Source organism: Xanthomonas arboricola pv. populi, from assembly GCF_002939945.1.
GTDB lineage: Bacteria > Pseudomonadota > Gammaproteobacteria > Xanthomonadales > Xanthomonadaceae > Xanthomonas > Xanthomonas arboricola_A.
Window position 1 is genome coordinate 19,918 of the sequence record NZ_MDEB01000010.1, and the last position, 23,150, is coordinate 43,067.

21 protein-coding genes are annotated in these 23,150 nt (G+C 66.9%); 7 read left to right on the forward strand and 14 right to left on the reverse strand.

What is annotated here, in order from left to right; genetic code table 11:
* Window positions 1–43: 43 nt before the first annotated feature.
* The gene (locus XaplCFBP3123_RS19450) at window positions 44–1,258 is read left to right on the forward strand and encodes an acyltransferase family protein (RefSeq protein WP_104535518.1); all 1,215 of its coding nucleotides are present in this window, start codon (window positions 44–46) and stop codon (window positions 1,256–1,258) included.
* 100 nt (window positions 1,259–1,358) lie between these two features.
* The gene (locus tag XaplCFBP3123_RS19455; protein WP_104535590.1) at window positions 1,359–2,396 is read left to right on the forward strand and encodes a DUF1176 domain-containing protein; all 1,038 of its coding nucleotides are present in this window, start codon (window positions 1,359–1,361) and stop codon (window positions 2,394–2,396) included.
* An 806-nt stretch (window positions 2,397–3,202) separates the two neighbouring features.
* On the opposite strand, the gene recJ is transcribed toward XaplCFBP3123_RS19455, so the two are convergent.
* The 12 genes from recJ to XaplCFBP3123_RS19525 all read right to left on the reverse strand — a co-directional run bounded on the left by recJ (window position 3,203) and on the right by XaplCFBP3123_RS19525 (window position 17,167).
* Window positions 3,203–4,942, reverse strand: a complete 1,740-nt coding sequence (gene recJ / locus XaplCFBP3123_RS19465) for a single-stranded-DNA-specific exonuclease RecJ (RefSeq protein WP_104535519.1) — start codon at window positions 4,940–4,942, stop codon at window positions 3,203–3,205.
* On the reverse strand, window positions 4,939–5,859 hold the full coding sequence (locus XaplCFBP3123_RS19470) for a phosphoglycerate mutase (protein ID WP_104535520.1): 921 nt from the start codon (window positions 5,857–5,859) through the stop codon (window positions 4,939–4,941). Before XaplCFBP3123_RS19470 ends, recJ begins: the two co-directional genes overlap by 4 nt.
* A 30-nt stretch (window positions 5,860–5,889) precedes the next feature.
* A complete protein-coding gene (gene greA, locus XaplCFBP3123_RS19475; RefSeq protein ID WP_172453391.1) occupies window positions 5,890–6,354 on the reverse strand; it encodes a transcription elongation factor GreA in 465 nt (154 codons plus the stop codon).
* Window positions 6,355–6,362: 8 nt separating this feature from the next.
* Complete coding sequence (gene carB, locus XaplCFBP3123_RS19480) at window positions 6,363–9,605, reverse strand: carbamoyl-phosphate synthase large subunit (protein WP_104535521.1); 3,243 nt, start codon at window positions 9,603–9,605, stop codon at window positions 6,363–6,365.
* Window positions 9,606–9,719: 114 nt separating this feature from the next.
* A complete protein-coding gene (locus XaplCFBP3123_RS19485) occupies window positions 9,720–10,061 on the reverse strand; it encodes a type II secretion system protein M (RefSeq protein ID WP_253254259.1) in 342 nt (113 codons plus the stop codon).
* 11 nt (window positions 10,062–10,072) lie between these two features.
* Entirely contained in the window at window positions 10,073–11,206 is a 1,134-nt protein-coding gene (gene carA / locus XaplCFBP3123_RS19490) for a glutamine-hydrolyzing carbamoyl-phosphate synthase small subunit (RefSeq protein ID WP_104535523.1), read from the reverse strand.
* A gap of 240 nt (window positions 11,207–11,446) precedes the next feature.
* Window positions 11,447–12,163, reverse strand: coding sequence for a 4-hydroxy-tetrahydrodipicolinate reductase (gene dapB, locus XaplCFBP3123_RS19500; protein WP_104535525.1), 717 nt, complete (start codon window positions 12,161–12,163; stop codon window positions 11,447–11,449).
* A gap of 328 nt (window positions 12,164–12,491) precedes the next feature.
* Window positions 12,492–13,214 (reverse strand): MOSC domain-containing protein, encoded by a 723-nt coding sequence (locus XaplCFBP3123_RS19505; RefSeq protein WP_104535526.1) that lies wholly within the window; start codon window positions 13,212–13,214, stop codon window positions 12,492–12,494.
* The gene (locus tag XaplCFBP3123_RS19510) at window positions 13,211–14,413 is read right to left on the reverse strand and encodes a PLP-dependent aminotransferase family protein (protein ID WP_104535527.1); all 1,203 of its coding nucleotides are present in this window, start codon (window positions 14,411–14,413) and stop codon (window positions 13,211–13,213) included. The genes XaplCFBP3123_RS19505 and XaplCFBP3123_RS19510 overlap by 4 nt, the downstream gene beginning before the upstream one ends.
* 393 nt (window positions 14,414–14,806) lie before the next feature.
* Window positions 14,807–15,061, reverse strand: coding sequence for a DUF6587 family protein (locus XaplCFBP3123_RS19515; RefSeq protein ID WP_172453392.1), 255 nt, complete (start codon window positions 15,059–15,061; stop codon window positions 14,807–14,809).
* Window position 15,062: 1 nt separating this feature from the next.
* Complete coding sequence (feoB, locus tag XaplCFBP3123_RS19520; protein ID WP_104535528.1) at window positions 15,063–16,922, reverse strand: ferrous iron transporter B; 1,860 nt, start codon at window positions 16,920–16,922, stop codon at window positions 15,063–15,065.
* The gene (locus XaplCFBP3123_RS19525; protein WP_104535529.1) at window positions 16,919–17,167 is read right to left on the reverse strand and encodes a FeoA family protein; all 249 of its coding nucleotides are present in this window, start codon (window positions 17,165–17,167) and stop codon (window positions 16,919–16,921) included. Before XaplCFBP3123_RS19525 ends, feoB begins: the two co-directional genes overlap by 4 nt.
* Window positions 17,168–17,283: 116 nt before the next feature.
* Here XaplCFBP3123_RS19525 and XaplCFBP3123_RS19530 point away from each other — a divergent pair, with 116 nt between their 5' ends.
* From XaplCFBP3123_RS19530 to XaplCFBP3123_RS19550, 5 genes are all read left to right on the forward strand, one after another.
* Complete coding sequence (locus XaplCFBP3123_RS19530) at window positions 17,284–18,081, forward strand: enoyl-CoA hydratase-related protein (RefSeq protein ID WP_104535530.1); 798 nt, start codon at window positions 17,284–17,286, stop codon at window positions 18,079–18,081.
* Window positions 18,078–18,974 carry a hydroxymethylglutaryl-CoA lyase gene (locus XaplCFBP3123_RS19535; protein WP_104535531.1) on the forward strand — a complete coding sequence of 299 codons (897 nt, stop codon included), beginning with the start codon at window positions 18,078–18,080 and terminating at the stop codon, window positions 18,972–18,974. Before XaplCFBP3123_RS19530 ends, XaplCFBP3123_RS19535 begins: the two co-directional genes overlap by 4 nt.
* Window positions 18,975–19,120: 146 nt before the next feature.
* A complete protein-coding gene (locus tag XaplCFBP3123_RS19540; protein ID WP_104535532.1) occupies window positions 19,121–19,891 on the forward strand; it encodes an SDR family oxidoreductase in 771 nt (256 codons plus the stop codon).
* 100 nt (window positions 19,892–19,991) lie between these two features.
* A complete protein-coding gene (yeiP, locus tag XaplCFBP3123_RS19545) occupies window positions 19,992–20,558 on the forward strand; it encodes an elongation factor P-like protein YeiP (RefSeq protein ID WP_104535533.1) in 567 nt (188 codons plus the stop codon).
* Window positions 20,558–20,944 carry a hypothetical protein gene (locus tag XaplCFBP3123_RS19550; protein ID WP_172453393.1) on the forward strand — a complete coding sequence of 129 codons (387 nt, stop codon included), beginning with the start codon at window positions 20,558–20,560 and terminating at the stop codon, window positions 20,942–20,944. The genes yeiP and XaplCFBP3123_RS19550 overlap by 1 nt, the downstream gene beginning before the upstream one ends.
* Window positions 20,945–20,987: 43 nt before the next feature.
* Here XaplCFBP3123_RS19550 and XaplCFBP3123_RS19555 read toward each other — a convergent pair whose 3' ends face one another.
* On the reverse strand, window positions 20,988–22,847 hold the full coding sequence (locus tag XaplCFBP3123_RS19555) for a DUF4105 domain-containing protein (protein WP_104535534.1): 1,860 nt from the start codon (window positions 22,845–22,847) through the stop codon (window positions 20,988–20,990).
* A complete protein-coding gene (locus XaplCFBP3123_RS19560; protein WP_104535535.1) occupies window positions 22,844–23,137 on the reverse strand; it encodes a DUF2388 domain-containing protein in 294 nt (97 codons plus the stop codon). The genes XaplCFBP3123_RS19555 and XaplCFBP3123_RS19560 overlap by 4 nt, the downstream gene beginning before the upstream one ends.
* Window positions 23,138–23,150 lie beyond the last annotated feature (13 nt).

Below are 23,150 nucleotides of genomic sequence, written 5' to 3' on the forward strand. Positions count from 1 at the left end.
CGGGGTTGCCGAGGATGCAGGCATGCCTCCTACCGACACGACCATGACCGAGCGCCGCCACGATATCGATGCCTTGCGCGTCTTCGCCTTCGCACTGCTGATCCTCTACCACGTGGGAATGACCTATGTGGCCGACTGGGATTTCCACCTCAAGAGCGTGCACACCGCGCAGTGGCTGCAATGGCCGATGATCGTGCTCAACCGCTGGCGGATGCCCTTGCTGTTCATGATCTCCGGCATCGCAATCGGGCTGTCGCGGTCGCAGGCCACGCCCTGGCGCTTCGCCTTGCAGCGCTGCGGGCGATTGCTGCCACCGTTGTTGTTCGGCATGTTCGTGGTGGTCGCGGTGCAGGCCTATTGCCAGGGCGTGGGCAACGGCAAGGTCAGCCCGGGCTTCGGCAGCTTCCTGTTGCGCTACTGGCAGGTGCGGCCGTGGCCGGCCGGCAGTTTCGATGGTTGGGAGCACGGCATCACCTGGAACCATCTGTGGTATCTGGCCTATCTGCTGCCCTACACCATCGCGTTGATGGCGCTGGTGTCGCTGACACGCCCGCTGCGGCTGACCGCGTGGCCTCGTTTGCCCGCCGCGCTGGCGGTGCCGGCACTGCTGCTGTTGCCGCTTCTGTGGGAAGCGTTTTGCGTGCTGTGGGTGATGCCGCGCCATCCGCCCACCCACGCGCTGTTTGGCGACTGGTTCGTGCACGCCGAGTCGTTTCCGTTGTTCGTCCTGGGATACCTGCTGGCGCGCAGCGAGGGCTTCTGGCAGTGGGCCGTGCAGCTGCGCTGGCTCACGCTAGGCACCGCGCTTACGGCAATCGGCACCGAACTGGCCATTCGCTATGCCAGCATCCATGGGCAGACTGCGCAACCTGGTGCAGCGCTGGCCTCGCTGCCGTGGGAGGCGATCGAGCACAGCGCACGTGCCGCCTACACCTGGCTGGCGCTGCTGACGATTCTTGGCTGGGCCAGGCACCGATTGAACCGCCCGTTCCGCTGGCTGCCGTACTGCACTGAGGCGGTGTTTCCGTGGTACATCCTGCACCAGAGCCTGATCATCGTGACGCTGTACTGGCTGATGCCGTTGCATCTGAATGCCTGGCTGGAGCCGGCGCTGGTGATCGCCGCCACCGTGATCGGCTGCCTGGCGTTGCACGAGTTTGCGATCCGCCGGGCGCGCTGGTTGCGTCCCTTGTTCGGATTGCGTGCGCGCGGGCGGCGCCTGGCGCGCAAGACCGACAGCGCGCCGGTGCCGCCATGAAGATGCTGCGCAGGCATGTCCCGCTTTGGCGTGCGACTCACTGGACGGCCCGTCGGCAGCACCGCAAGATGCGCGCCTGACCTGTTCTTTCGAAGACACCATGCGCCCTACCCTGCTTGCCGCCACCTTGTTGCTCGCGCCCGCCGCCGCCCTCGCCGATGCGCCGGTCGGCATCGCCTTCGACCACCAGGACTGGACCATCGCCTGCGACAATACCCGCACCTGCCGCGCTGCCGGTTATCAGCCGGATGAAGGCGACAGCACGCCGGTGTCGGTGTTGCTGACGCGCAAGGCCGGTGCCGGGCAAGCGGTCACCGCCGAGTTGATGCTGGGCCAGTACGACGAGGTCAAGATGCCGGCATCGCTCGCATTGCGCATCGACCAGCACGACCTGGGCAAGCTGGCGCTGAATCGCGACAGCGGCACCGCGCCGCTGACCAGCGCGCAGGTGACCGCGCTGCTGGCCGCACTGACCCGCAGCAGCAAGATCGTGGCGGTGGGCAACGATGGTCGCCGCTGGCAGCTGTCCGATCGCGGCGCCGCGGCGGTGCTGCTGAAGATGGACGAGTTCCAGGGCCGGCTGGGCACGCGTGGCGCACTGGTGCGCAAGGGCGATCGCGATGAAGCTGCAGTGCTGCCGGCCGTGCCGGCACCGCAGGTCCGTGCGATCAAACTCGCAGCAACGCAAGCGGCCGATGCGCGCCTGGGCACGCTGCCGGCGCTCTATCAAGCGCTGCGTGCCAGCTTGCCGGCCGATGAGGAATGCAAGGGACTGCAGGCCGGCGATGCAGCCGAGCCGCTGTCGATCACCCGGCTCAGCAACGACAAACTGCTGGTCTCGACCGATTGCTGGATGGGCGCCTACAACGTCGGCACCGGTTTCTGGGTGATCAATGCACGCGCGCCGTTCGCACCGACGTTGGTGACCACGCACGCCAGCGATATCGACGGTTCCACCATCCTTGAGTCGCAGAAGGGCCGCGGCCTGGGCGATTGCTACAGCGAGGCCAGCTGGACCTGGGACGGCCGCCGTTTCGTGCCGACCTCCGAATCCACTTCCGGTCTGTGCCGGCTGGTCGCCGCTGGCGGCGCGTGGGAATTGCCGACCTTGGTGACCGAAGTCAAGAAGGCGCCCTGATCGAGGCGAGGACAGTGCGAGCGAGTGCGAGCGTCAGTGTGCGCTTGCACGGTCTTGCAGGACGCTTCGAACTGCCAACTAGGCTGCTTTGCGGCCGTCAGGCATACGGCTCATAGAGCATGTAATCCCAGGTAAATGCCGCCTGTGGGTGCGCGCTCAGTGCAGAGCACGTGCAGAGCGGCTGAGCTGCAGCCTGGCTGCAGGGTCCTTGCCCGCCCACCATCGCAGGACACGCCGCAAGTACGTCTAGGTAGGCTCTGGCGCGGCATCCATGCCGCTCAAGGTTCCGCGACGGTGGGCGGGCAAGGACCAGTCCAGATGGTCGGTGTGCACGATTGCACGCAGAGCATGACGCATGTTGCTTGGATCACGGCGCGTCCGATCAGCGTCCCGACACACGCCGAACAACACAGGCTTTCAGGAAAGCTCAGCGTCGTCATGGCGAATCTGCAGAAAAAGATGACGAATTGGCGTGCCTTGACCAGGTCATGGAAACGACACGCCGAGGCAGCAGCGTGGCCGGAAATTGGCGGAGAGCGGCACATGGATGTGCCGCGGCGGAGAGTCAGACCGGATGTCTGACCGAGCCGAGGAGCCGATCCCCGGCCGCGCTGCCGCCCCTACCGAAGCCAGCGACTGGTAGCTGCGCGCCTGAGACCCCTACGCTCAGCTCCCTCTACGGACGGATTCACGGCGCGTCCCGCGAGCAGCGAGGACACCGCGCGGCCTCGACCAACGCGACTTGGATCATCCAGATGACGCCAGGTGCGGTCTACAAGAGGTAGAGAGAACGTTGAGCCCGCAGATCAGCCAATGACTGTCGCCGGCTCGCAATGTTCGACGATCAACTGCACCGCGGTGCCGCCGCGATAATCGTCGCTGACCAGGCGGTACGCCAGCCGCACCATGCGCGCCGGCTCGCTGCCGCGCCAGCCATTGAAGTGGATGGCGTTGAGCGGTTCGGCGCGGCCGGCGCAGCGCAGGGTGAGTTTGAGATGGCGCTCCTTGAGCAGGCGCCATTGCAGCACTTCGAACCGGCCATCGAACAGCGGCTCGGGAAAGCCCTGCCCCCACGGCCCGGCCACGCGCAGCGCCTCGGCATGCAGGTGATCGAGTTCGTGCGCGGCCAGTTCGCCATCGCTATGCAATTCGGCATGCAGCAGCGAGGCATCCACCATCGTCTGCACCTGGCGCCGGAATGCCTGTTCGAAAGTCGCCAGCGCGGCCTGCTCCAGGCTCAATCCGGCCGCCATCGCATGCCCGCCGAACTTCTGGATCAGGCCCGGGTGGCGCGCGTCCACCGCGGCCAGCACATCGCGGATATGCAGGCCGGGAATCGAACGCGCCGAGCCACGCAGCTGGCTGCTGCCCGGCTCGGCCGGCGCCAACGCAATCACCGGGCGATGCAGGCGGTCCTTGAGCTTGGAGGCGACCAGGCCGATCACGCCTGGGTGCCAGTCGGCATCGAACAGGCACGCGGCGATCGGCAATTCGCCATCGGCATCCAGCACCACCTTGGTGACGGCCTGCTCGGCATCGTCGGTCATCAACTGCTGCACCGCGCGGCGCTCGGCGTTGATCTCTTCCAGGGTGCCGGCGATCGCGCGCGCCCGGTTCCAGTCCTCGCTGAGCAGCAGCTCGATGCCCAGCGCCATGTCTTCCAGCCGGCCGGCGGCATTGAGACGTGGACCCAACGCAAATCCGATATCGCTGGCGCTCAAGCGCGCCACATCGCGGCCGCTGGCATCGATCAAGGCGCGCAGGCCGATGCAACCCTTGCCCTCGCGCAGGCGGCGCAGGCCGGCCGACACCAGCGCCCGGTTGTTGGTGTCCAGCGGCACCAGATCGGCAACGGTGCCGACTGCCACCAGGTCCAGCAATACCGACAGATCCGGTTCGGCGCGTTCGGCAAAGGCGCCACGCGCGCGCAGCACGCCGCGCAAGGCCATCAGCACGTAGAAGATCACCCCGACCCCGGCCAGGGATTTACTCGGGAAGCGGTCGTTGGCCAGGTTCGGATCGACGATTGCATCGGCCGGCGGCAACACCTCGCCAGGCAGGTGATGGTCGGTGACCAGCACCGTCCAGCCACGCGCCTTGGCCGCGGCCACGCCGGCGTGGCAGGCGATGCCGTGATCGACGGTGACCAGCAGATCCGGCTGCAATGCAGCCAGCTCCTCCACCAGTGCCGGCGACAGGCCGTAGCCATGCACCATGCGATTGGGCACGGCGTGATGCACATCCAGCGCGCCGAGCATGCGCAAACCACGCACACCGACCGCACAGGCGGTGGCGCCATCGCAGTCGAAATCACCCACCACCAGGATGCGCCGTTGCTGCGCGATCGCATCGGCCAGCAACTCGGCCGCGACGTCGCTGTTGTGCAGCAACTGCGGCGACAGCAACTGCCCCAGACGCGGCTGCGCGCCCTGCGTATCGGTAACGCCGCGCGCGGCATAGATGCGGCGCAGCAGCGGCAACATGGCATCGGGCCAACTGCCGGCCTGCCCGGGCGGGCGCCGGACGATCCGCGGGGTGGAGGTCATTGCGCCAGCTGTGCCCGCGGCTTGCGCCAGAAACGCCAGCGTTGCGCATGCGTCAGCGACACGGTTTCGCCATCCTGGAAATCCAGCACCAGCCGATCCAGTTCGCCACGTGCCATCGCCGCCAGCAAGGGCGCCACCGCATCGTCGCTGAACTGCTGCAGCGAGCGCAGGTGCCGCAGGTCCACCAACGCATCCACGCGTTGTTCGCCCTGCGCATCGGCACCGGCCGCCAGCGCCAGCGCACGCAGCAGCGATTCGCGGCTGCGTACCTGACGGTGCGGCGAGCTCACCGCATGCGGCAGCACGCCGCCGCCCCAGAACCACAGCGAATTGATCGCCGGTTTGCCGCTGGCCACGCGGCCCGCGTTCCAGGGATGCTGATGCAGCAGCACCTGCGCCTCGGTCAGCAAGGCACGCCAGCGCCGGCCGATCTCGCCGGCCGGCAGATGCTCGAACAGGTCATCGCCGATCGCCAGATCCGGCGGCGCAAATTCCGGCAATTTGGCATCCGGCGACAGCCGCAGATACCAGCGCGCAGGCGTGGGTGCATCCAGCAGGAAGCCGGCATCGCCGAACATCGGCTTGAGGATCGGCAACAACACCGCCAGGTCCTCGGCGGTGGGGCCGAGCGCCTCGCCATAGCCCATCAAGCGCGCGCCCTGCATGTCCGGTACCACGTAGGCCGGATCGGCACGCACCCAGGTCGCACCGGCCGCATCGCCGGCATCGAGCTGGCGGGTCAATGCGGCCACCGGCCACTGCGCAGGCGTCAGCGTGAAGTGGCGCTGCAGCTGCGCCACCTCGCCGGGCTCGACGCTTTGCTGGTCGGCGCGCGCCAGCGCACGCGCCACCGGCGTGTCGCCAAACTCGCCGGGCAGGCGGCGTCTTTCCGGCAGCAACAGCGTGGCGGTGGTCATCGGTCGGTGGGGTCGCTCAATCCCGGCCCGTCAGTCCAGATAGGCAACGCTGACCACTTCATACTCGCGCTGGCCGGCCGGCGCATCGATGGTGACCGAATCGCCTTCCAGCTTGCCGATCAACGCGCGTGCCAGCGGCGAGGAGATCGCGATCATGCCCAGCTTGATGTCCGCCTCCAGATCGCCAACGATCTGGTAGCGCTTCTCTTCGTCGGTCTCGGTGTCGGCCAGCGTCACCGTGGCGCCGAACACGATCTTGTTGCCGGCCGACAGCTTGGTGATGTCGATGATCTCGGCATGCGAGAGCTCGCCTTCCAGCTGCTTGATGCGGCCTTCGATAAAGCTCTGCTGCTCGCGCGCGGCGTGGTACTCGGCGTTTTCCTTCAGATCGCCGTGCGCACGCGCTTCGGCGATCGCACTGATCACCGCCGGACGCTTGACCGACTTCAGCTGGTCCAGCTCTTCGCGCAGACGCTGCGCGCCCTTTGCCGTCATGGGTGCTCTCATGCTTCCAGTTCCTTGTGCAGTTCCTGCAGCGACCAGACAGGGCCGGTGCCGCGGAATTCCAGCGAATGCACCAGCGCCTTGGCGCCGGCAACGGTGGTCGAATAGGTCACGCGATGCTGCAACGCTTCACGCCGGATCGAGAACGAGTCGGAGATGGCGGCGCGGCCTTCGGTGGTGTTGACGATATACACGATCTCGCCGTTCTTGATCGAATCGACGATATGCGGGCGCCCTTCGGCGACCTTGTTGACGATCTCGCAGCTCAGCCCGTTTTGCTGTAGCCAGGCTCCGGTGCCGCGTGTGGCGACCAGCGTATAGCCACGCTCCACCAGCGCCTGCGCCACCGGCAACACGCGCTTTTTGTCCGGATCGCGCACCGACACGAACGCCTTGCCCACCGGCGGCGCCTTGATGCCGCCGGCCTCCTGCGCGCGCGCAAACGCGGCGCTGAAGCTGCGGCCCACGCCCATCACCTCGCCGGTGGAGCGCATCTCCGGCCCGAGGATCGGGTCCACGCCCTGGAACTTGGCGAACGGGAAGATCGCCTCCTTCACCGAGTAATAGCCCGGCACGATTTCCTTGGTGGCGCCCTGCTCGGCCAGCGTCTTGCCGGCCATGCAGCGCGCGGCGATCTTGGCCAGCGGCATGCCGATCGCCTTGGACACGAACGGCACCGTGCGCGAGGCACGCGGGTTCACTTCCAGCAGGAACACCACATCGTCGCCGGCCTCGTCCACCTGCACCGCGAACTGGGTGTTCATCAGGCCGACCACGTTCAGGCCTTCGGCCAGCATCACCACCTGGCGACGCAGCTCGGCCTGGGTCTTGGGCGAGAGCGAGTACGGCGGCAGCGAGCACGACGAATCGCCCGAATGCACGCCGGCCTCTTCGATGTGTTCCATCAGCCCGCCGATCAGCACGTTGCCGTCCTTGTCGGCGATGATGTCCACGTCCACTTCCACCGCATTGTCGAGGAAGCGGTCCAGCAGCACCGGCGAATCGTTGGAGACCTTGACCGCGTCGCGCACATAGCGCGCCAGATCGGATTCGCCGTAGACGATTTCCATCGCGCGGCCGCCGAGCACGTAGCTCGGGCGCACCACCAGCGGATAGCCGATCTCGCGCGCCAGCACCAGGGCTTCCTCGGCATTGCGGGCAATGCGGTTCGGCGGCTGCTTCAGGCCCAGCTTGTCGACCAGCTGCTGGAAACGCTCGCGGTCTTCGGCCAGATCGATCGAATCGGGCGAGGTGCCGATCACCGGCACGCCGTTGGCTTCCAGCGCGCGCGCCAGCTTCAGCGGGGTCTGGCCGCCGTACTGCACGATCACGCCCTTGGGTTTTTCCAGCTCGACGATTTCCAGCACGTCTTCCAGCGTCAGCGGCTCGAAGTACAGACGGTCGGAGGTGTCGTAGTCGGTGGACACGGTCTCCGGGTTGCAGTTGACCATGATGGTTTCAAAGCCGTCATCGCGCAGCGCCAGCGCCGCATGCACGCAGCAGTAGTCGAACTCGATGCCCTGGCCGATGCGGTTGGGGCCACCGCCCAGGATCATGATCTTGTCGCGATCGGTCGGCAGCGCCTCGCACTCGTCCTCGTAGGTCGAATACAGATACGCGGTGCTGGTGGCGAACTCGGCGGCGCAGGAATCCACGCGCTTGTAGACCGGGCGGACCTTGAGCGCGCGCCGCAGCGTGCGCACCGATTCTTCGTTGGTGCCGGTCAGCTCGGCCAGACGCGCATCGGAGAAACCGGCGCGCTTGAGCGTGCGCAGACGCGCCGCATCCAGTGCCGGCATGCCATCGTCGGCCAGTTGCTGTTCGTGGCTGATCAGTTCTTCGATCTGATCCAGGAACCACGGGTCGATGAACGACAGCGCGTAGACATCGGCCACGCTCATGCCGGCGCGGAAGGCATCGGCGACATAGAACAGGCGCTCCGGGCCCGGCGCCTTGAGCTCGCGCTTGAGCGCGGCGATATCGTCTTCGCTGCTTAGGTCCAGGCCGGTCGGATCCAGCCCGATCTTGCCGGTTTCCAGGCCACGCAGCGCTTTCTGCAGCGACTCCTGGAAGGTGCGGCCCATTGCCATCACCTCGCCCACCGACTTCATCTGGGTGGTCAGGCGCGCATCGGCCTGCGGGAATTTTTCGAACGCAAAGCGCGGGATCTTGGTGACCACGTAGTCGATCGACGGCTCGAACGAGGCCGGGGTCAGGCCACCGGTGATCTCGTTCTTCAATTCGTCCAGCGTGTAGCCCACCGCCAGTTTGGCCGCGACCTTGGCGATCGGGAAACCGGTGGCCTTGGACGCCAGCGCCGACGAACGCGACACGCGCGGGTTCATTTCGATCACCACCACGCGGCCGGTGGTCGGGCTGATGCCGAACTGCACGTTCGAGCCGCCGGTATCCACACCGATCTTGCGCAGCACCGCGATCGAGGCATCGCGCAGGCGCTGGTATTCCTTGTCGGTGAGCGTCTGCGCCGGCGCCACGGTGATCGAGTCGCCGGTATGCACGCCCATCGGGTCGAGGTTTTCGATGGCGCAGACGATGATGCAGTTGTCCGCGGTGTCGCGGACCACTTCCATCTCGAATTCCTTCCAGCCCAGCACCGATTCCTCCACCAGCACTTCGGTGGTCGGCGACAGTTCCAGGCCACGGCCGACGATCTCGATCAGCTCTTCGCGGTTGTAGGCGATGCCGCCGCCGCTGCCGCCCAGGGTGAAGCTGGGACGGATGATGGTCGGGTAGCCGACCCGGGTCTGGATATCCAGCGCCTCTTCCAGCGTGTGCGCCACTTCGGCCCGGGGGCAATCCAGGCCGATCTCGCCCATCGCCACGCGGAACAGCTCGCGGTCTTCGGCCATGCGGATCGCTTCGCGCTTGGCGCCGATCAGCTCGACGTCGTACTTCTCCAGCACGCCGTGGTCGGCCAGATCCAGCGCGCAGTTCAGCGCGGTCTGCCCGCCCATGGTCGGCAGCAGGGCGTCGGGCTTTTCCTTGGCGATGATCTTCTCGACCGTCTGCCAGTTGATCGGCTCGATGTACACCGCATCGGCCATGTCCGGGTCGGTCATGATCGTGGCCGGATTGCTGTTGACCAGCACCACACGATAGCCCTCGTCGCGCAGCGCCTTGCACGCCTGCGCGCCGGAGTAGTCGAACTCGCAGGCCTGGCCGATGACGATCGGGCCGGCGCCGATGATCAGGATGGTTTTTAGGTCGGTGCGCTTTGGCATTTCTTTACTCGATTAGGAACATGCGGCGAGCCGCAAGTGCGGAAGAGTGGCCGCGGCGATCGCATCGCGACGCGGCGTGATAGTGCATCGACTCGGCAGAGCCGAACGCCGGGTTCATCCGGCAGATCCATAGCCCAGGACGCGCAGGGTGTTCTGCATCCACTGATGCAGCGCGAACGCGGCGGCAAAGCTGACCAGGAGCAACAACCAGCCGGTCCCGGACGTCTTGCCCCAACGACGCACCTTGTCCGGGTCGGTGTTCTGCATGCGATGGTGAAAGGATTCCCCTCCAACCAAGTAGCCGACGCCGAAAACGACGCACATCGGCACCAGCAAGGCCAGCTTCATGCCGCCGTGCAGCGTGATCGACTCGGCGCCAGCGCGCGCCTGCTCCAGCGGCATCCACACGCCCCAGTAAGCCAGGGCAACGCCCACCAGCACGATCAGCACGCCCATCAAACGAGCGCTCATGCGCGCTTGGCATCCTTGGCCATCAACTCCACGAACCGATCGAACAACGGCCCCACATCGCGCGGGCCCGGCGAGGCTTCCGGATGGCCCTGGAACGAGAACGCCGGTGCGTCGGTCAGCGCGATGCCCTGATTGGTGCCATCGAACAGCGAACGATGGGTCACCCGCACATTCGCCGGCAGCGAGCTTTCGTCGACCGCAAAGCCATGGTTCTGCGAGGTGATCATCACCCGCCCGCCGTCCAGATCCTGCACCGGATGGTTGGCGCCGTGATGGCCGGTGGTCATCTTGACCGTGCCGGCGCCGGCAGCCAGCGCCAGCAGCTGATGGCCCAGGCAGATGCCGAAGGTCGGCACCTGCCTGGCGATCAGTTCCTGGATGGCGCTGATGGCGTAATCGCAGGGCTCCGGATCGCCCGGACCGTTGGACAGGAACACGCCATCGGGCTGCATCGCCAACACCTCGGCCACCGGCGTGCGTGCCGGCACCACGGTGACGTCGCAACCACGGTCGGCCAGCATGCGCAGGATGTTGAGCTTGACGCCATAATCGTAAGCAACAACCTTGTGCTTCAGCTCGGCGCGCACGAAGGTATCGGAATTCAGATCCAGCGAGCCTTCCTGCCAGCTGTAGCTGGTCTCGGTGGAGACCACCTTGGCCAGGTCCATGCCCTTCAGGCCGGGGAAGCTGCGCGCGGCTTCCAGCGCCTTGGCGACATCGATCTCACCGGCCATCAGCGCGCCGTTCTGGGCGCCCTTCTGCCGCAGCAGGCGGGTCAGCTTGCGGGTGTCGATGCCGGAAATGGCCACCACACCGCGGGCCTGCAGCCATTCCGGCAGTGCGACTTCGCTGCGCCAGCTGCTGGGGCGACGCGGCACATCGCGCACGATCAGGCCGGCGGCCCAGATCTTGCTGGCCTCGTCATCCTGATCGGTAAAGCCGGTGTTGCCGATATGCGGATAGGTCAGCGTGACCATCTGGCGGGCGTAGGAGGGATCGGTCAGGACTTCCTGGTAACCGGTCATGGCGGTGTTGAACACCACTTCGCCGACGGAAAGCCCGTTGGCGCCTACGGATTCGCCCTCGAACACGGTACCGTCTTCGAGGACAAGGATTGCGGGTTGGGTCACGTGGGGGTCTCGCTCTGGCTGCCTGGGACTCCGATGCGCTTCCGGCCAAATTCCGGTTGCAGCAAAGCGCGGACGCGGTGCTGAGGACCGGTCCGACGCTGGTTCGGGCAAGCGAGAATTGTAAAGGCAAGTGCCCCGGCATGCCAGCCTGGAGAACGCCGGTTGCCGTGGCGCCATCGCGATGGCGGGGTGAATGCGCCACTGCGATCATTCGCCATTCATGCGCGGCGACGCGCCGGCTTACAGCACCAGATCGCGCACGCGATAGCTGCCGGCCGGCTTGCCGAGCAGCCGCTTGGCCGCATGCAAGGCACCGCGCGCGAAGATGTCGCGGTTGGTGGCGCGGTGCACCAGTTCCACCCGCTCGCCCAGTCCGGTGAACTGCACCATGTGCTCGCCGACGATGTCGCCGGCGCGCAGGCTGGCAAAGCGCGGCTGCGCACCACTGCCGGTGGCCGCCTCCCCCAGCGTCAGTGCGGTTCCGGAGGGTGCGTCCTGCTTGTGCACGTGATGCGCTTCGACAATGTCGCAATCCCAGCCCGGCAGGCTGCCGGCGGCACGCTCCACCAGTTCGGTCAGCACTGCAACGCCCAGGCTGAAGTTGGACGCCCACACCAACGGAATCTGTTGCGCGGCCTCCAGCAACGCGGCGCGCTGCGCTTCATCCAGACCGGTGGTACCGGACACCAGCGGTTTGCCGCGCTGCGCGCACAACGCCAGGATCGGCGCGAAGCCCTGCGGCAGGCTGAAGTCGATCGCCACATCGAAGCTCGGCGCACCGCCGAGTTCGCTGGCGGCGAAGTACGGCACGCCATCCACCACGCGCTGCGAGGGCGAACGTCCCACCACTGCGCCGACGACGTGCAGCGCCTCGTCTTCGGCAGCCAGGCGCAGCAATGCCTTGCCCATCCGCCCGGAGGCGCCGTGGATCAGAACTTTCACAGGAGACGTTGTCATGGCGGCAGGCTAGCTAGGCGGGGTGGGTTGTACAAGATAGCCGGGATTGGGGAGTTGAGATTGGGGATTGGTTGGGGGCGGGAATCGGGAATGGGGATTGGGGAATCGTTAGAGCGGGTGCGGGTGTGCACGTTTTACGTGCGGTGGCGCTTTGGCTCGGTGATATCCGCGAGGTGTGCGTGGTGGTTGATCGCTGAGTTGGGGGCGACACGGCTTGGCGGGCAGGTGTGGGTTGGCGCCATGCGTGTTCGACGTCGGTGTACGCATGGCACACGCTGCACCTAGCGCGGCCGCGGCCTTTGATCGCGCGCGATGGTGCTGGCTGCTTTCAGTCGGCTGCGCCGTGCAGGCGCTTGCTCCAGCTCTCTATTTCGCGGCGTTGCAGGCGGCGTTCGAATAGCGCCTGCCACGACGGTACCAGCGGCAGCTGCAGCACCTCGGTGATGGCGGCGACATCGACATCGCGCGCATACAACAGCTGTTGCAGGCGCGACAGCGTCCACTGCGGATGCGGCCGCTGCTGCAGCGTCAGCGTAGCGCCGGCCACAACGTCGCCGGGCTGCAGCACGCGGTAATACCAGCCGGTGCGGCCGGTGTCCTGCACGCGGCGCGCCATGTCGCGCAGGCCGAAACGGTCGGACAACTTCCAGCATGGCTGACGCAGCTGCGACACCTCCACTATCGCCGTGCCCAATGCAAAGCGATCGCCCAGACAGACGTTGGCTTCGGTAAGGCCGACGCTGCTCAGGTTTTCGCCGAATGCGCCGGCCGTCTCCAGCAACGCATGCGCACCGAGCTCGGCCTGCCAGGCGGCGTAGTGCTCGCGCGGATAGTGATGGATCGCCTTTTCCGGCCCGCCGTGCACACGCAGGTCGCCCTGCTCGTCGCCGTGCAGACCGTCGATACCGACGCGCACCGTACCGTCCACCGCCCGCTTGTCGATGGCGCTGCGGCTGCCGGGGCGGGTGAACTCGCGTGCGCTACCGATCGCGACGCTGTCGATGGTGACCGCGAGCGCAGGCGCCTGCACGCCGTTGGTCTGCGTGGTCACGCCCCCTGCCCGGGCAATTCGGCCAGCGCCTCGCGCAGCGTTTCACCCAGAATCTGGATGCCGGCATCGATCCTGTCGCCGGGCACGGTGACGAACGACAGCCGCAAGGTATTGACCTGCGGCAAGGTGGCGTAGAACGGCGCGCCCGGCACGAACGCGACATTGCGCGCGATCGCACGCGCCAGCAACGCGGTACCGTCCAGCCCGGGCGGCAGGCTCACCCACAGGAACATGCCGCCTTCGGGGCGATTCCATTCCACCTGGGGCGGGAAATGCCGATCCAGTGCCTCCAGCATCAGGCTGCATTGACGCGCATACAGCGCGCGGATCTGCGGAATATGCGTGTCCAGGAAATCGTCCTGCAGCGTCTGGTAGACCACGCGCTGGGTGAACGACGGCGTATGCAGATCGGCCGCCTGCTTGGCCTGGATCAGCTTGCCCAGCACCGCTTCGGGCGCGACCACATAGCCCAGCCGCAACCCGGGCGCGAGCACCTTGGAGAACGAGCCCATATAGATCACGCCCTCCGGATTGAGCGACAACAGGCTCGGCAGCGGCTGGCCGCTGTAATACAGCTCGCCATACGGATCGTCTTCGACGATCGGCACGCCCGCCTCCGCCGCGCGCGCCACCAGGGCCTGACGTCGCGCCAGCGGCAAACGGCGACCGGTGGGATTCTGGAAATTCGGCAGGCAGTACAGAAAGCGCGCATCGGCCAGCAATGCAGGGTCCAGCGCATCCACCACCACGCCGTCCTCGTCCGAGGGCATGCCGACGAAGCTCGGCTGGAACAGCGAGAACGCCTGCAACGCACCCAGATAGCTCGGCGTTTCCACCAGCACCTTGCTGCCTTCGTCGATAAACACCTTGCCGAGCAGGTCCAGCCCCTGCTGCGAACCGGTGGTGATCAACACCTGGCTGGGCCGGATGCTGGCGCCGTCGCGGCTCAAACGTGCGGCCACCCATTCGCGCAGCGGCGCATAGCCTTCGGTGGGGCCGTATTGCAGCGCGGCCTGCGGCGCATCGCGCAGCACCTGATCGCTGGCCGCACGCATGCGCTCCACCGGAAAGGTGGCCGGCGACGGCAGCCCGCCGGCGAAGGAAATGACCTCCGGCCGCTCGGTCACCTTGAGGATTTCGCGAATCGCCGAACTGGTCAGCGCCTGCGCACGTCGGGAGATCTGGAAGGAGGTCGTCATGGCGCAAGCATAGCGAAGGCATGCGGCCGACGCGCGGTGCATTGCAGCGTCGAATCCGCAACTCGGCCAATGACGGTGTTGCTGCTGCACCGACCATCGTCACGCGTCACGACGCTTGCCTGGGTTGCAGCGGCGCTACCGAAATCGCGGTGCAGTGATGCCGATGCACTCGCGTTGGCGCCGGCCGGCAAGGCAATCGCCACACGCGCATCGCCTCGCACAGGATGTCAGCTGTCGCTTCGGAAGCGATCTGGATTCTGGTGATCGAATGCTTGGAGCCTGGTTATAGATGCCGGCAACCGCAGCCAGGACCGCCAATAACACCAGCAAGCGCCTATCCACCCCCTGCACCGCCGCGTCCTGCAGCCGCGCAAGTGCAGAGGATGCGGTGCGTCAGTGACGACGTGTTGGCGTCGGTCCGCAGCTGTCGCAGCCACCGCAGGCAGAGGCGTTCTGCGCAGCCGGCGGTGCCATGCGGCGGCCCAGCGTCCGCATCCACACAGGCCGGCCATCGCGCAGCAGGCCGATCGCCACTGCGCCACGCAGGCGCCGCAGCGTGCCGGGGAATTGCTTCTTCATCACCACCCACAGGCTGAGCAACACCGCCAGTGCGATGATCAGGTATTGCAAGGTGAGCGACAGATCCACCTCAGCCGGCTCCCAGCAGCACGGCCAGCTGGTAGGTCACCAGCGAGGCCAGATAGGCCAGCGCGAACAGGTACACCGCGCTGATGGTCATCTGCTTCCACGAGTTGGTTTCGCGCTTGATCGTGGCCAGCGTGGAGATGCACATCGGCGCGTAGATGTACCAGACCAGCAGCGACAGTGCGGTGGCCAGCGACCAGCCGTCGCTGATCAGCGGCGACAAGGCCTGCGCAGCGGCATCGTCGTCGGCAGCCGACAGCGCGTACACGGTCGCCAGCGAGGCCACCGCCACTTCGCGCGCGGCCAGGCCAGGGATCAGCGCGATACAGATCTGCCAGTTGAAGCCCAGCGGCGCGAAGAAGATCGCCATCGCATGGCCGATGCGCCCGGCGAAGCTGTAATCGATTGCCGGCAACGTCGCGTCGGCCGGCGCGGCCGGGAACGACAGTAGGAACCACAGCAGGATGGTCAGGGCCAGAATGATGCCGCCGACGCGCTTGAGGAAGATCAGCGCACGCTCCCACAGCCCCAGCGCCAAGTCGGGCAGATGCGGTAGGCGATAGGACGGCAGCTCCAGCATCAACGGATGCTCGCTCTTGTCGCGGCGCCACTTCTTCATCGTCCACGACACCAGCAGCGCGCTGACGATGGCCGCGGCATACAGCGCGAACAGGATCAGGCCTTGCTGGTTGAAGATGCCCCACACGGTCTTCTGCGGGATGAAGGCGCCGATCAGCAAGGCATACACCGGCAGGCGCGCTGAGCAGGTCATCAACGGCGCGACCATGATGGTGGCGAGCCGGTCGCGCGGGTCCTGGATGCTGCGGGTGGACATGATGCCCGGCACCGCGCAGGCAAAGCTCGACAGCAGCGGAATGAACGAACGCCCGGACAAACCCGCCGAAGACATCATACGATCGAGCAGGAACGCCGCGCGCGGCAGATAGCCGGATTCTTCCAGCGCCAGGATGAAGGCGAACAGGATCAGGATCTGCGGCAGGAAGATCACCACCCCACCCAGGCCGGCGATGATGCCGTCCTTGAGCAGGCTGTTGAGCGGGCCTTCCGGCAGCGTGGTGCCCACCCACTCGCCCAGCATTGCGGTGCCGGCATCGATCAGGTCCATCACCGGGGTGGCCCAGGCATATACCGCCTGGAAGATCAGGAACATCACCACCGCCAGCGTGACCAGGCCCCAGACCGGGTGCAGCAGCCAGCGATCCAGCGCATCGTCCACCCGTGAGGTGCGGGTCGGCATGCTGACGGCCGCACTCAGGATCTGCCGCACCTGGGCGTGATAGTTGCCATCGGCTGGCGGCGTGGCGGTGGGGGCGGCCAGGTGCGCGGCCTGCGAATCGAGCCGCTCCACCAGAGCCTTGGCGCCACCGCGGCGCACCGCCACCGTTTCCACCACCGGCACCCCGAGCGCCTGTTCCAGCGCCGGCAGGTCGATGACGATGCCGCGCCGCTGCGCGGCGTCGACCATGTTCAAGGCGACGATCATCGGCCGGCCCAGCTCGCGCAGCTCCAGCGCAAAGCGCAGATGCAGGCGCAGGTTGGTCGCATCCATCACGCAGACCAGCACGTCCGGTGCGGGTTCGCCGGGATAGAAGCCACGGCACAGGTCGCGGGTGATCGCTTCATCCAGACTGGCCGGCTGCAGGCTGTAGGCACCGGGCAGATCCAGCACCGCGAAGTCGCGCCCGGACGGCGCGCGGAAATGCCCTTCCTTGCGTTCGACGGTGACGCCGGTGTAGTTGGCGACCTTCTGCCGGCTGCCGGTCAGCTGGTTGAACAGTGCGGTCTTGCCGCTGTTGGGATTGCCGACCAGCGCCAGACGCATGGGGACGGTTGCGGTGCTCATGCCTGCGCTCCATCGACGCGCACCTGCACACGTGCGGCCTCGCTGCGGCGCAGGGCGAACCGCGTGTAGCCGACCTGCACCAGCAAGGGTTCGCGCCCGACCGGCCCGGTCGCCAGTACCGTGACTTCCTCGCCAGCGACAAAGCCCAGTTCGCGAAGGCGCCTGGCGATCGTGTCGTTGGGGAGGCGATCCTCCACGGAATCCACGATGGCGGCGCGATGCAGAGGCAGGTCGGACAGCGTCACGAAGACGGCCTGATTGTTAGGAATGGTTCTCAATTCTAGCATCGACGCACCGCGTCATGGCTCAGCCGACCCGTGCCGCTATCATGGTTCGCATCCCATTCATGGACGTTGACGCAATGCAGGACACCGGCTTGATCGTGGAGGACCAGGGAGCGGTCCGCACGTTGCGACTGCACCGCCCGGCGGTGCACAACGCCTTCGATGCGACCTTGATCAGCGCGCTCACCGAGGCCTTGCAGCAGGCCGGCCAGGCAGCGCAGATCCGGGTGGTGGTGATCACCGGCGCGGGCGCTACGTTTTCCGCGGGCGCCGACCTGAACTGGATGCGCGGCATGGCCGGCGCCAGCGAGGCCGACAACGCGGCCGATGCGCTCGCCCTGGCGCGCTTGATGCGCACGCTGGACGAGTTGCCCAAGCCGACCATCGCGCGCGTCAACGGCGCGGCGTTCGGCGGCGGCGTGGGCCTGGTGGCGTGCTGTGATATCGCCATCGGCTGCACCGAGGCGCGCTTCGGCCTGACCGAGAGCAAGCTCGGCCTGCTGCCGGCGGTGATTTCGCCGTATGTGATCGCGGCGATCGGCGCGCGCCAGGCGCGGCGCTGGTTCGCCACTGCCGAGATCTTCGACGCAGCCACTGCGCAGTTGCTGGGCCTGTTGCATCAACTGGTCGCCGCCGACCAACTGGATATTGCGGTGGAGCGTCAGGTTCGCCTGTTGCTGGCCGCCGCGCCACTGGCGGCGGCCAGCGCCAAGGCGTTGGTGCGCGCGGTGCTGCCGCCGACCGACCGCGACGCCATCGACGCCGCCAACGCCGCGTGGATCGCACGCCTGCGCGTTTCCCCGGAAGGCCAGGAAGGCCTGGGCGCCTTCCTCGACAAGCGCAGCCCGGCCTGGTTGCCGGAGGGTGCGGCATGAGCGATTTCGTGCGCATTGTCGAAGTCGGCCCGCGCGATGGCCTGCAGAACGAAGCCACACCGATCGCCACCGCCGACAAGATCGCGCTGATCGACCGACTCTCCGCGACCGGGCTGCGCAGCATCGAGGCGACCAGCTTCGTCAGCCCGCGCTGGGTGCCGCAACTGGCCGACGCGGCCGAGGTGTTCGCCGGCATCACGCAGGCACCGGGCATCGCCTATCCGGTTCTGGTGCCCAACCTGCAGGGCTATGCGCGCGCACGCGCCGCCGGTGCACGGGAAGTGGCGGTGTTCACCGCGGCGTCGGAAGCCTTCAATCGCACCAACACCAACGCCGGCATCGACGAATCGATCGAACGCTTTCGCCCGATCCTGGAACAGGCCGCCGTCGATGGCGTGCGCGTGCGCGGTTACGTCTCCACCGTGCTGGGCTGCCCGTATCAGGGCGAGGTGCCGGTGGCCGACGTGGTCGATGTCGCGCAACGGCTGCACGCGCTGGGCTGCTACGAGATTTCGCTGGGCGACACGATTGGCGTCGGCACGCCGGCCAAGGCACGCCAGATGCTGGCCGCGGTGGCGCAGGCGGTGCCGATGCCGGCACTGGCCGTGCACTTCCACGACACCTACGGCCAGGCGCTGGCCAATATCGCTGCCTGCCTGGAGCAAGGCGTGCGCGTGGTCGATGCGGCGGTGTCCGGTGCCGGCGGCTGCCCCTACGCCAAGGGCGCCAGCGGCAATGTCGCCAGCGAAGATGTGGTGTACCTGCTGCACGGGCTGGGCATGCCGACCGGCATCGAGCTGCCCGCCCTCGCCCGCACCGGCCACTGGCTGGCGCAGTTGCTCGGTCGCCAGACCGGCAGCAAGGTCGGCAAGGCCCTGGCGGCCGCCGACTGAGGCGCCAGTCCGGCATGCCACCGTCGCCGCGCCCGCTCCATCCTCCAGATCGGTCGCACTAACGCTTCGGCTAGAATCGCCGGCTGCGTCGTCACCCGTTCGCTGGCCGGCATCACCGGCCTCCAGGATCTCCGAGGAACCACCGCATGCAGCCTTCTTCTGTTCTAGCCATCGTCACCGGCGGCGTTTCCGGCCTGGGCCTGGCCGTGGCGCAGCGCATCGTGGCCGATGGCGGCAAGGTCGCCCTGTTCGACGTCAACGCCGGCAAGGCCGACGCGGCGCTGGCGCTGCTCGGTGACGGCAACGCGCAGTATTTCGCCACCGATGTCACCGACGAGGCGCAGGTCGCCGCCAACGTGGCACAGGCCGCGCAGGCGCTGGGCGGGCTCAACCTGGTGGTGAATTGCGCCGGCATCCTGGGTTCGGGCCGGGTGCTCGGCAAGGAAGCGCCAATGCCGCTGGCGACCTTCCGCACCACCGTGCTGGTCAACCTGGTCGGCAGCTTCAACGTGGCCAAGGCCGCGGCCGACGTGATGCAACACAACCATGCTGGCGATGACGGCGAGCGCGGCGTGATCATCAACACCGCCTCGGTGGCCGCCTATGAAGGCCAGATCGGCCAGGCCGCCTATGCCGCCAGCAAGGGTGGCGTGGTCGGCATGACCTTGCCGATGGCACGCGAACTGGCGCGCTTCGGCATCCGCGTGATGACGATCGCTCCGGGCGTGTTCTGGACCCCGATGGTGGACGGCATGCCCGAGGCCGTGCAGCAATCGCTGGCCGCGGCGATCCCGTTCCCCTCGCGCCTGGGCCAACCCGACGAATACGCCGACACCGTCGCCTTCATCCTGCGCAATCGCTATCTCAATGGCGAAGTGATTCGCCTGGACGGCGGCGTGCGCCTGGCACCCAAGTAGCCGGGAATGGGGAATCGGGAATGGGGAATCGTAACGACGCCCTGCTCTCAGTGCCCCGGCCCCGGCTTTTTCGATTCCCCATTCCCAACTCCCGATTCCCATGAAAGCCAACGACATCAAGAAAGGCAACGTCGTCGAATACAACGGCGGCATCTACCAGATCCGCGACATCGAGCGCAGCTCGCCGCAGGGCCGCGGCGGCAATGTGCGCTTCCGCTTCATCATGTACAGCGTGCCGGGCGGTGTGAAAACCGACGCCAGCTTCGACGCCGACGACAACCTGCCGGAAGTGGAATTGCTGCGCCGTTTGTCCACGTTCTCGTACAAGGATGGCGAGGCGTTCGTGTTCATGGACGATGAGGACTTCACGCCGTACACGCTGGATTCGGAGGTGATCGGCACCGATGCCGGTTACATCACCGACGGGCTGACCGGTATCTACGTGCAGGTGATCGACGACCAGCCGGTGGCCGTGCAACTGCCGCAGACGGTGACGCTGGAAGTGATCGAAACCCCGCCCGAACTCAAGGGCGGCACCGCCACCAAGCGGCCCAAGCCGGCCAAGCTCAACACCGGCCTGGAAATCATGGTGCCCGAGTACATCACCAACGGCGAGCGCGTGCTGGTCAACACCACCACCGGCGAATTCGCAGGCCGCGCCGACTGATGCGCAAGCGGGTCGTTGTGGTGACGCTGGGGCTGTTGGGCGCATGTACGGCGCAACCAGCCCCGGCGCCGACATCCACGCCCGTGCAGGTGGCCTGCACCGACGCCAAGGTGGACGACGAGTGGCTGCAACACCCGCCCGGCCTGTGCGGCATGCCGGAGGATGTGCGCACGCTGGTGGAGGACTACGACACCTGCGAGCACTTCGCGGGCGAGGAGCCGTACGATGCCGATCGTCGCCACGAGATCGACGTGGCGATCGGGCGATTCTGCACGCCGGCACCGGCACGACTTGCAAGGCTGATGCAGCAGTACCGCAACAACGGGCGGGTCAGCGACTGGCTGCGCAAGTATTCGGCGCAAGCGCATCTGCAACCCGCTGGATGAGGTAGGCGCAGCCATCCCTTCTCCCATCGGGAGAAGGTGCCCGTTATTGCGCCTGCAGGGGCACGCCCATGTCCGACTGCACGTTGTCGGCGGTCGCATCACCGCGCGCGAGCACACGCAATCGCGTGCGCAGGCGTTGCACATTCGCCTCGCCCTGCTCCAATCCAGTGCGGACGTCGGCCGGCAATTGCTGCCGCCCCAGCGCCTGCAGCTGTTTCCACCCGTCGACCAATACGCCGGCTTCCTGCGCCACGCGCGCGCTCAGGTCCTGCTGCTCGTCTGCTTGCGGCAGTCCGTAGCCGGCGGCGCCCAACAGCGTCGCCGGCTGACTGAGCTGGGCCTGCCGGGCGAACAGCGCTTGCAACTGACCCTGCACCGAGTCACGCTCGGCCGCGCCGGGTGTCAGCAGGCGCTTGAGCGCATCGCGTGCCAGCAATTCCTGGCGCCGCAACGCGGCCTGTTCCAGCAACAACGCCGCAGCCGTTTCGCGCAGACCGCCGCGGTCGAACCACTGCGCGCGTATGTCCGCTCGCGCGTCCAGCCATTGCTCCACGCTGCTCTGCGGCACCGGCAGGCCGCGGCGGATCACCTCGAACATGGCCTGGTAATGCGCCGCCGCCGACTCGAAGTAGTAGCCTTGGCGAATCGCCTGCGCACGGTCGTCCAGCACCTGCATGTCGGCGATGCCCGCGCGTTGCAACCGCTGCCTTACGCCGCGTGGGGTGATCGACGAAAGTCCGGCCGCGGCAAGCCGCGGCACCCCATCGTGCAAGAGCTTGAAGGTTTCCACCGCGCAGTTGTTGCCGATGAAGTAGTAGCGCCCGTCGTAACTCCAATGCACCTGCGCGGTGCGTGCGAGCAGCGCGGCGATCTCCTCGGCCGTCAGTGCCAGCGGCACCGACGACAGAGCACGCAGCTCCACCTTGGTGTATTCGTCGACAACCTGATTCAACGGCAACACGAACAGCCGCGAGGGATACGCGCCGGTCAGCCCACGCCAGCTGGAAATCTGCACATCGCCGACGAAGGCGCGGAACGACAGCACGCGGTGATACTGCAGATCCAGACGGCAATCGGGGCCGGGTACGCGGCCAGGGGCACAGATCACCAGACGCAACATGCTATGGCCCCAGCGGCTCATCGGCTGCGCATTGCCCTCGGCCAGCAGGTAGTCCACCGCGTACACACGCGCTGGATCCAGTGCCAGCAGTGACATCGCGCCGACATCGTTGTCTGCCTGCAGATACGGCAGCGTCGTCCCGCAACGCGTTGTATCGGGCATGCCACCAACCTGCTCGGCAAACCAGGCCGACAGCGCCGGACGCCGGCAGCGATAATCGGCATCGAGCACATAGTGTTCGAGATTCACCGCGACGAATTCGGCTGGGCTGCGCCGTTCGTAATCGTCGGGGCTGCGATCGCTGAACCGGTTTGCGCCACGCCCGATCCGCCAGGGACGCACCTGCCAGCCGGCAAGATCGCGCAGCCGCGGGTCGCGCGACAGGCCACCTTGCGCACCGCGGTCCAGCACATGCGCCAGTTCGTGCACCACGGCCGCCATCGCCGCGCGCGTGGCCGGTGCATCGGGGTCGGTCTGCGCAGTCGTCGCTTGCGCGCTCCACGCATCCAGCAGGTCACGATCGAGCAGGATGCGCCGGCCGATCGCGCGGCCATGCACGTGCGCCGGCAGATCCGTGCGCCACTGCAGCTGGATCGGTGCGCCGATGCGCTGCATCCAGGCAGGCGGCAGACGCTGCGCAACCTGTTCCACCAATGCGTGCGTGGCGTCGATCTGTGCCGCAGACAGGCCCTGCGGGTCGACATCGATGCGTAATTCGGCCTGCGCCGCCGGTGCGATCGCTGCGGCCAGCCATAGCCACCGGCACCAGCGGCGCGGACTCACTGGGCCAGAATGGACTGCGCCAGTTGCAGGTCGCTGGACAGCCGCGCGGCATCGCTGCGGCTACGCAGCTGCAGTAGCGCCGCTTCCAGACGCGCGCCACGGATGGCGCCATCGCTGGCGACGAATCCGGCCGCGTCTTCGCGCGCATCGGCAACGACTTTGTCATCGCCCGAGCTGCTGCTGTCGGACGAACCGGCCGAAGAGGCACCCGCCGAGGTACCGGCCAGGCTTGTTGCAAAAGCCGCCAGCGGCAGCAGCGTCAAAGCGCAAAACACGAGGGAGCGCATCATGGGCGTATCGATT

Excerpts from the sequence above, each read along its gene's own strand:
- XaplCFBP3123_RS19450 (WP_104535518.1), top strand. The coding sequence starts at position 44 with ATGACCGAGCGCCGCCACGATATCGATGCCTTGCGCGTCTTCGCCTTC.
- XaplCFBP3123_RS19455 (WP_104535590.1), top strand. The coding sequence starts at position 1,359 with ATGCGCCCTACCCTGCTTGCCGCCACCTTGTTGCTCGCGCCCGCCGCC.
- recJ (WP_104535519.1), bottom strand. The coding sequence starts at position 4,942 with ATGACCTCCACCCCGCGGATCGTCCGGCGCCCGCCCGGGCAGGCCGGC.
- XaplCFBP3123_RS19470 (WP_104535520.1), bottom strand. The coding sequence starts at position 5,859 with ATGACCACCGCCACGCTGTTGCTGCCGGAAAGACGCCGCCTGCCCGGC.
- greA (WP_172453391.1), bottom strand. The coding sequence starts at position 6,354 with ATGACGGCAAAGGGCGCGCAGCGTCTGCGCGAAGAGCTGGACCAGCTG.
- carB (WP_104535521.1), bottom strand. The coding sequence starts at position 9,605 with ATGCCAAAGCGCACCGACCTAAAAACCATCCTGATCATCGGCGCCGGC.
- XaplCFBP3123_RS19485 (WP_253254259.1), bottom strand. The coding sequence starts at position 10,061 with ATGGGCGTGCTGATCGTGCTGGTGGGCGTTGCCCTGGCTTACTGGGGC.
- dapB (WP_104535525.1), bottom strand. The coding sequence starts at position 12,163 with ATGACAACGTCTCCTGTGAAAGTTCTGATCCACGGCGCCTCCGGGCGG.
- XaplCFBP3123_RS19510 (WP_104535527.1), bottom strand. The coding sequence starts at position 14,413 with ATGACGACCTCCTTCCAGATCTCCCGACGTGCGCAGGCGCTGACCAGT.
- feoB (WP_104535528.1), bottom strand. The coding sequence starts at position 16,922 with ATGAGCACCGCAACCGTCCCCATGCGTCTGGCGCTGGTCGGCAATCCC.
- XaplCFBP3123_RS19530 (WP_104535530.1), top strand. The coding sequence starts at position 17,284 with ATGCAGGACACCGGCTTGATCGTGGAGGACCAGGGAGCGGTCCGCACG.
- XaplCFBP3123_RS19535 (WP_104535531.1), top strand. The coding sequence starts at position 18,078 with ATGAGCGATTTCGTGCGCATTGTCGAAGTCGGCCCGCGCGATGGCCTG.
- XaplCFBP3123_RS19540 (WP_104535532.1), top strand. The coding sequence starts at position 19,121 with ATGCAGCCTTCTTCTGTTCTAGCCATCGTCACCGGCGGCGTTTCCGGC.
- yeiP (WP_104535533.1), top strand. The coding sequence starts at position 19,992 with ATGAAAGCCAACGACATCAAGAAAGGCAACGTCGTCGAATACAACGGC.
- XaplCFBP3123_RS19550 (WP_172453393.1), top strand. The coding sequence starts at position 20,558 with ATGCGCAAGCGGGTCGTTGTGGTGACGCTGGGGCTGTTGGGCGCATGT.
- XaplCFBP3123_RS19560 (WP_104535535.1), bottom strand. The coding sequence starts at position 23,137 with ATGATGCGCTCCCTCGTGTTTTGCGCTTTGACGCTGCTGCCGCTGGCG.